This is a genomic window from Sphingomonas sp. 66-10 (genome assembly GCF_001897045.1).
Lineage (GTDB): Bacteria > Pseudomonadota > Alphaproteobacteria > Sphingomonadales > Sphingomonadaceae > Sphingomonas > Sphingomonas lycopersici.
In genome coordinates this window covers 176619-182812 of record NZ_MKRR01000135.1, presented here as the reverse complement: position 1 = coordinate 182812, position 6194 = coordinate 176619, and the positions used below count along the sequence as shown (strand labels likewise).

At 69.0% G+C, this 6194-nt stretch carries 6 protein-coding genes and 1 pseudogene (1 of these 7 only partly in view); 4 read left to right on the top strand and 3 right to left on the bottom strand.

Annotated features, from left to right (window positions below; translation table 11 throughout):
• Both BGN95_RS17795 and BGN95_RS17790 read right to left on the bottom strand, forming a co-directional pair.
• Positions 1-418, bottom strand: part of the annotated coding region (locus BGN95_RS17795) for a LexA family protein (RefSeq protein ID WP_286773508.1) (this coding region is incomplete at its 3' end). The annotated region extends 19 nt beyond the left edge of the window; 418 of its 437 annotated nt are in view.
• Positions 419-488: 70 nt separating this feature from the next.
• The gene (locus BGN95_RS17790; RefSeq protein WP_286773507.1) at positions 489-1673 is read right to left on the bottom strand and encodes a molybdopterin molybdotransferase MoeA; all 1185 of its coding nucleotides are present in this window, start codon (positions 1671-1673) and stop codon (positions 489-491) included.
• A gap of 100 nt (positions 1674-1773) precedes the next feature.
• Here BGN95_RS17790 and BGN95_RS17785 point away from each other — a divergent pair, with 100 nt between their 5' ends.
• Positions 1774-3159, top strand: a complete 1386-nt coding sequence (locus BGN95_RS17785; RefSeq protein WP_286773506.1) for an RNB domain-containing ribonuclease — start codon at positions 1774-1776, stop codon at positions 3157-3159.
• Between the two features lie 125 nt (positions 3160-3284).
• Here the strand turns inward: BGN95_RS17785 and thpR are convergent, their stop codons facing one another.
• Complete coding sequence (thpR, locus tag BGN95_RS17780; RefSeq protein ID WP_286773505.1) at positions 3285-3845, bottom strand: RNA 2',3'-cyclic phosphodiesterase; 561 nt, start codon at positions 3843-3845, stop codon at positions 3285-3287.
• Positions 3846-3980: 135 nt separating this feature from the next.
• Between thpR and BGN95_RS17775 the strand changes: the two genes are divergently transcribed.
• From BGN95_RS17775 to BGN95_RS17765, 3 genes and pseudogenes are all read left to right on the top strand, one after another.
• On the top strand, positions 3981-4727 hold the full coding sequence (locus BGN95_RS17775) for a Bax inhibitor-1/YccA family protein (protein ID WP_179511996.1): 747 nt from the start codon (positions 3981-3983) through the stop codon (positions 4725-4727).
• Between the two features lie 134 nt (positions 4728-4861).
• Positions 4862-5170, top strand: coding sequence for a PilZ domain-containing protein (locus tag BGN95_RS17770; RefSeq protein ID WP_179511995.1), 309 nt, complete (start codon positions 4862-4864; stop codon positions 5168-5170).
• A gap of 260 nt (positions 5171-5430) precedes the next feature.
• Positions 5431-6194: pseudogene (locus BGN95_RS17765) on the top strand (3-methyl-2-oxobutanoate dehydrogenase (2-methylpropanoyl-transferring) subunit alpha); the annotation flags it as partial.

Below are 6194 nucleotides of genomic sequence, written 5' to 3'. Positions count from 1 at the left end.
CCGCCACTTCGAGCGCGAAATGCTCGCCCGAACCGAGCAAGGCGGCGGGGACCGGCAAGGTGCTCGATCCCTCGAACGCCTCGATCGGCAGGCCAGCGGCGATCCGGCCGTGGAGCGGGATTTCGATCACATCGTTCGCCGGTTCGGGCGTGGCGCGGCGCGGCGGCGCAGAAGCGGCAGCAGCGGCGCGCGACGGCTCGACCCGCTCGGGCATCTTGACCACTTCGAGCGCGCGCGCCCGATTGGGCAGACGGCGCAGAAAGCCGCGTTCCTCGAGCGCGCTGATCAGCCGGTGGACCCCCGACTTCGATTTGAGGTCGAGCGCCTCCTTCATTTCCTCGAACGACGGCGACACGCCGGTTTCGGCGAGGCGATCGTGGATGAAACAGATCAGCTCATGCTGTTTCCTGGTGAGCATTGCGATCCTCCGAGCGGCGAACAGACGCGGAACTTTTACGGAACATGTCGCCGCCGGTCAAGCGATCGCGTCACGCAATGACGAGGATTTCCGCCATATCGCCCGCCGCCGCCGCCGGCGCATGCGGCGCGCGCACGATAAGGCAGGTCGCGCGCGCCAGCGTGGCGAGCATCGAACTGTCCTGGATCGCCGCCGCATAGACCCGGCCATCGCGTTGTTCCGCCCGGATATAATCGGTGCGCTCACCGTTGGCGGGCAGCGCCTCGCCGAGCGTGGCAAGCGTCGCGCGCGGCAGCGGATCGCGCGCGCCGGCGATCCGCGCGGCGAGCGGGCGGACGAACAGCAACCCGGTCACGAACGCCGAAACCGGATTGCCCGGCAGCCCGACGACCGCGCAATCGCCGCGCCGCCCGGCCATCATCGGCTTGCCGGGGCGCAACGCGATGCGCCAGAAATCGATCACCGCCCCTGCCGCTTCGAGCGCGGGACGGACGAGGTCATGATCCCCGACCGACGCGCCCCCGGTGGTGACGAGCAGATCGGCGGCAACATCGGCAAAGGCGCGGGTCAGCACGTCGAGCCGGTCGGGCAGGATGCCGAGATCGACGATCTCGATCGGCAGGTCCGCGAGCATCGCGCGCAGCATCAGCCGGTTGGATTCCGGAAGGCCGGCGCCAGCGCTGCCCGGCTCGATCAGTTCGTCGCCGGTCGCGGCGAGCGCGACGCGCACCCGGCGGCTCACGCTCACCTCGCCGACGCCGCCGGTGGCGAGCAGGGCGAGGCGCGCCGGGGTCAGCGCGGCGCCGGTTTCGCCGAGATTGTCGCCCTCATGAAAGTCGAGCCCTCGCGCACGGACATTGCGCGCGCGCCGCGTTGGGCCCTCGCCGGCGAGATGCAGCGTCGCGCCGTCGCGCCGCGCCTCCTCCTGCACCAATACGGTATCGGCGCCCCCCGGCATCGCCGCCCCGGTAAAGATGCGCACCGCCTCGCCCGGCGCGACGGTGCCCGCAAAGTCGCGGCCCGCGGCGCTCTCGCCGATCACCTGCCACGGGCCGGGCAGGTCGGCGAAGCGGATCGCATAGCCGTCCATCGCCGACAGGTCCGCCGCCGGCTGGGTCCGGCGCGCGGTCGCCGGTGCGCGCAGATAGCGTCCGGCGGCGGCGGCGAGCGGCAGGGTTTCGGCGGGGATCGCCGGTGCGAGCGCGAGCAAGCGCGCCTGCGCTGCGTCGATCGGGAGGAGCGGGGAAGGGGCCATCGCTTGCTCCCTTGCCACGGGTAGCGCGCCGGAGCCACCGCTCGCATGATCGACCAGCCGTGATCGACCGGGCGCGCGGCTTGGCCTATAGCCGGGGGCGATGAAGACCTTGCTCGATCCCGACCGCGCGCTGACCGAGGGGCTCGCCGCGATCCGCACCCAATATAACGTCCCGCAGGGCTTCGCGCCCGAGATACTCGCCGCTGCCGACGAAGCCGCGAAGCGCGTGCCGAACGCGCATGTCGATCGTACCGCGATCCCGTTCGTCACGCTCGATCCCGCCAGCTCGACCGATCTCGACCAGGCGTTCGCGATCGAGGCGGCAGGCAACGATCTGTTGCTGCGTTATGCGATCGCCGATGTCGCATGGTTCGTCGACGATGGCGGGTTGCTCGATGTCGAGGCGTGGCGGCGCGGCGAATCGCTCTATCTGCCCGACGGAAAGGCGTCGCTTTATCCCCCGGCGCTCGGCGAGGGCGCGGCGAGCCTGTTGCCGACCGGCGATCGCCCGGCGGTGATCTTCGCGGTGCGTGTCGCGCCCGATGGCAAGGCGACGCTCGACGGCGCCGAACGCGCGCTGACCCGCAGCCGTGCCAAGCTCGCCTACGAAACCGCGACCGACGCCGATCTTCCGGCCGGGTTCGCCGAGCTCGCGCGCCGCGTCGCGGCGGCGGAGGATCAGCGCGGCGCCTCGCGGGTCGATCCGCCCGAGCAGGAACTGGCACGCAACGGCGACGGCAAGTTCCAGCTTCGCTTCGCCCCGCGCGAGGAGGCGGAGGATCGCAACGCGGCGCTGTCGCTCGCCACCAATCTCGCGGTGGCGGCGTCGTTGCTGGCGCATCATACCGGGCTGTTCCGCGTGATGCCGGCGCCCGACGCGCGCGCGGTGGTGCGGCTGCGCCACGCTGCCGAGGCGCTCGGGGTCGACTGGCCGGCGGCGATGTCGCTCGCCGATCTCCAGAAAAGGCTCGACGGGCACAACCCGCGCGAGGCGGCGCTGATGGTCGCAATCCGCCGCGCGGGTGAGGGGGCGAGCTATGCGCCCTATCGCCCCGGGGTCGTGCCGTGGCAGGCGGCGGTGGCGGCCACCTACGCCCATGCCACCGCGCCGCTGCGCCGGCTCGCCGACCGCTATGTCGTCCGCGCGACGCTGGCGATCGCCAACGGACAGGCGGTGCCCGATGTGGTGTCGGCGGCGTTCGAGAAGCTGCCCGCGGTGATGGCGCATTCGGGCGCGATCGCCGGTGCGATCGACCGCGCGGTGATCGACATGGCGGAGGCGGTGCTGCTCCACGGCCGCGAGGGGGAGAGCTTCCCGGCGCTGATCCTCGATCGCGACGATCGCGGCGCGCGCATCCAGCTGGTCGGTCTGCCGGTAGTGGCGCGGGTGCTGAGCGACAGCGGCGACCCCGGCGATCGCATCACCGTCCGGCTCGACGAGGCCGATCCGGTGAAACGGACGCTGCGGTTCACCCCGGCTGGTTAATTGTCATGCCGGCCCGAGCCTCCAATCCGCCGTCATGCCGGGCCTGACCCGGCATCCAGAGCAGCGAGCGATGCTCTTTGTGGCTCTGGATGCCGGATCAAGTCCGGCATGACGGCGGGAGAAGTTCAGGTCCGAGACTCATTTGTCGCAAGCGCGCGGCGCACCACCGGCGCGTAGAATGCCCCGTCGCTGCCGAGCTGGCTTTCGTAGAGGATCAGCTCCGGCATCGTAAAATGCGCGCTGGTCAGCGCGGCATGATCCGCCAGCCAGCGGTCGAGCGCCGGCCCGTGGCCCGCGCTCCGCGGCAATCGCGCGAGCGTGACATGCGGCAGATAGGGGCGCCGCTCGGGTTCGAGCCCGAGCCGCACCAGGGCGTGATCGACCTTGCGATGAAGCGCGGCGAGCGCGTCATGCGGCGCGACCCCGGCCCATAACGTATCGGCCCGCCCGCGTTTCTCGAACCGCCCGACCCCGGCGAGCGCGACGCTCGGCGCGGGTGCGGCGATCGATTCGATCGTCAGCGCGATGTCCTCGGCCAGCGGCCGCTCGACCTCGCCGATGAACCGCAATGTGAGGTGGAGCTGGGCATCGTCCTGCCAGCGCGCGCCGGGGACGCCGCCCATCGCCGCCGCGAGCACGGCGCGGACCGCGGGTGGCGGGCGAAGCGCGACGAAAAGGCGATGCATCCTGAACAGACTTTTGCTGTAACGTTTTGTAACGAAAGATTGCTCGGGGCCGCCTCGCTTGAAAAAAGCGGCCATACGGGCAATATTTCCGGTGTGCCGGCCTCGTTCATTGCCGGACAAAGGAGCGAATTGACAATGGCTAACTGGTCTGACCCCCGGCCGACTGCCGCCCCGTTCGGGACGAGCGCCGCCGATACGCGCGGTGCCGCGTATGACGCGGGTCTCCGGTCGTACATGCTGTCGGTCTATAACTATATGGCATCCGGCGTGTTGCTCACCGGGATCGTGGCGCTGCTGTTCGCCAGCGGCGGGCGCGATAGCCTCGCGGCGCAGGTGTTCCTGGCGCCGGGCATCCTCAAATATGTGGTGATCTTCTCGCCGCTCGCCTTCATCATGGTGCTCAATTTCGGGCTCAACCGGCTCTCGACCGGCGCGGCGCAGCTCATTTTCTGGGCCTTCGCGGCGGTGATGGGCGTGTCGATGTCGACGATCTTTCTCGTCTACACCGGCACCTCGATCGCGATCACCTTCTTCGCCACCGCGGTCGCCTTCCTGTCGCTGAGCCTCTACGGCTATACGACGAAGCGCGATTTGTCGGGCATGGGCACGTTCCTGATCATGGGCGTGGTGGGTCTCATCGTCGCCTCGCTGCTCAACCTGTTCTTCAAGTCGCCGGCGATGGCGATGGTGATCAGCGCGGTCGGCGTGCTGCTGTTCGCGGGCCTCACCGCTTATGATACGCAGCGGATCAAGAGCATGTATGCTTATGTCGCCGGGACGGACATGATCGGCAAGGCGGTGATCATGGGCGCGCTGTCGCTCTATCTCGACTTCATCAACATGTTCCAGTTCCTGCTGTCTTTCATGGGCCAGCGCGACTGATCGGCGCCTCGGGCGTCTTGCCAACAACGGCCGGCCCGGCGGGACCCCCCGCCGGGCCGTTTCTGTTTAGGGCAATCGTTACGCCGCGTTAACCAGAGTCGTGGCAATGTCGGTCCGGCAAAAGGACAGGATCGATGGCCCTTCGCACGCAGCCCAATGACGAACGCCGCGCACCGCGCTCCCCGGTCGAGTGCCGCGCGACCGCGCGTATCGCCTTGTCGATCGAGGTGCTCGACGCCTCGTCGCATGGAATCCGCGCGCGCCTGTCGATTCCGCTCCCCCCGGGGGTGACGCTGAAGATCAGCCTGCCCGACGGCACCGAGCGCCACGCGCGCATCGTCTGGGCGAACGACGGCGATATCGGCTGCGAATTCCTCGCGCCGCTGACGATGCGGGAGCTCGACGCTTTACTCGCCGCGACTCCGATCGCCCGCCCGCGCTAATTGCTGCGCTCAACCGCCGCCATCTAACCCCGTTGGGGCTGAGCCTGTCGAACGGGGCGACGAGCGCGAGCCGCTTAGGTGCGATACCGCCCCTGCCGCGCGCCGCTTCCCCATGCTATCCTGACCACCGCGAGCGGCCGATCGCAGCCTTCATGCTGCCCGAAAGAGCCAAGCAGCATACGAGAGCGCTTGAAATATTATTTCAACCGCGCGAAGGGGCTGTGCGCGCCGCCAAGACCGGCGCGAGTCTTGGAGAGAGCATGGTCGGCGATCGTAGCAATCTGAAACCCCTGGCGCTTCACGTGCCGGAGCCGCGCTTCCGGCCCGGTGACGAGGTGGACTTTTCCGCGGTCGATATCCCCGCGGCCGGCGCCGCGCCGCGCCCCGATACCCACGCTGCCCCCGCCGATTTCACCGACCTGTCGTACTCGATGGTTCGCGTGCTCGACGATGCGGGGCAGGCGGTTGGCCCGTGGAACCCGCGGCTGTCGCCCGACAGGCTGCGGCGGATGCTGCGCCACATGGCGCTGGTCCGCGCGTTCGACGAACGGATGTTCCGCGCGCAGCGGCAGGGCAAGACGAGCTTCTACATGAAGTCCTTGGGCGAGGAGGCGGTGGCGGTCGCCGCGGCCTATGCGCTGCAATATGACGATATGTGCTTCCCCTCCTATCGCCAGCAGGGGCTGCTCATCGCGCGCGATTGGTCGCTGGTCGACATGATGAACCAGATCTACTCCAACCGCGCCGACCGGCTGCAGGGCAAGCAGCTTCCGATCATGTACTCGGTGCGCGAGGCGGGGTTCTTCTCGATCTCGGGCAATCTCACGACGCAATATCCGCAGGCGGTCGGCTGGGCGATGGCCTCGGCCTCGAAGGGCGACACGCGGATCGCGGCGACCTGGTGCGGCGAGGGATCGACCGCGGAGGGCGATTTCCACTCCGCATTGACCTTCGCCACCGTCTATCGCGCGCCGGTGATCTTCAACGTGGTCAACAACCAATGGGCGATTTCGAGCTTCTCGGG

What these genes read in the sequence shown, in the direction of transcription:
- thpR (WP_286773505.1), bottom strand. Translation starts at nt 3,845, where the DNA reads ATGCATCGCCTTTTCGTCGCGCTTCGCCCGCCACCCGCGGTCCGCGCC.
- BGN95_RS17785 (WP_286773506.1), top strand. Translation starts at nt 1,774, where the DNA reads ATGAAGACCTTGCTCGATCCCGACCGCGCGCTGACCGAGGGGCTCGCC.
- BGN95_RS17775 (WP_179511996.1), top strand. Translation starts at nt 3,981, where the DNA reads ATGGCTAACTGGTCTGACCCCCGGCCGACTGCCGCCCCGTTCGGGACG.
- BGN95_RS17790 (WP_286773507.1), bottom strand. Translation starts at nt 1,673, where the DNA reads ATGGCCCCTTCCCCGCTCCTCCCGATCGACGCAGCGCAGGCGCGCTTG.
- BGN95_RS17770 (WP_179511995.1), top strand. Translation starts at nt 4,862, where the DNA reads ATGGCCCTTCGCACGCAGCCCAATGACGAACGCCGCGCACCGCGCTCC.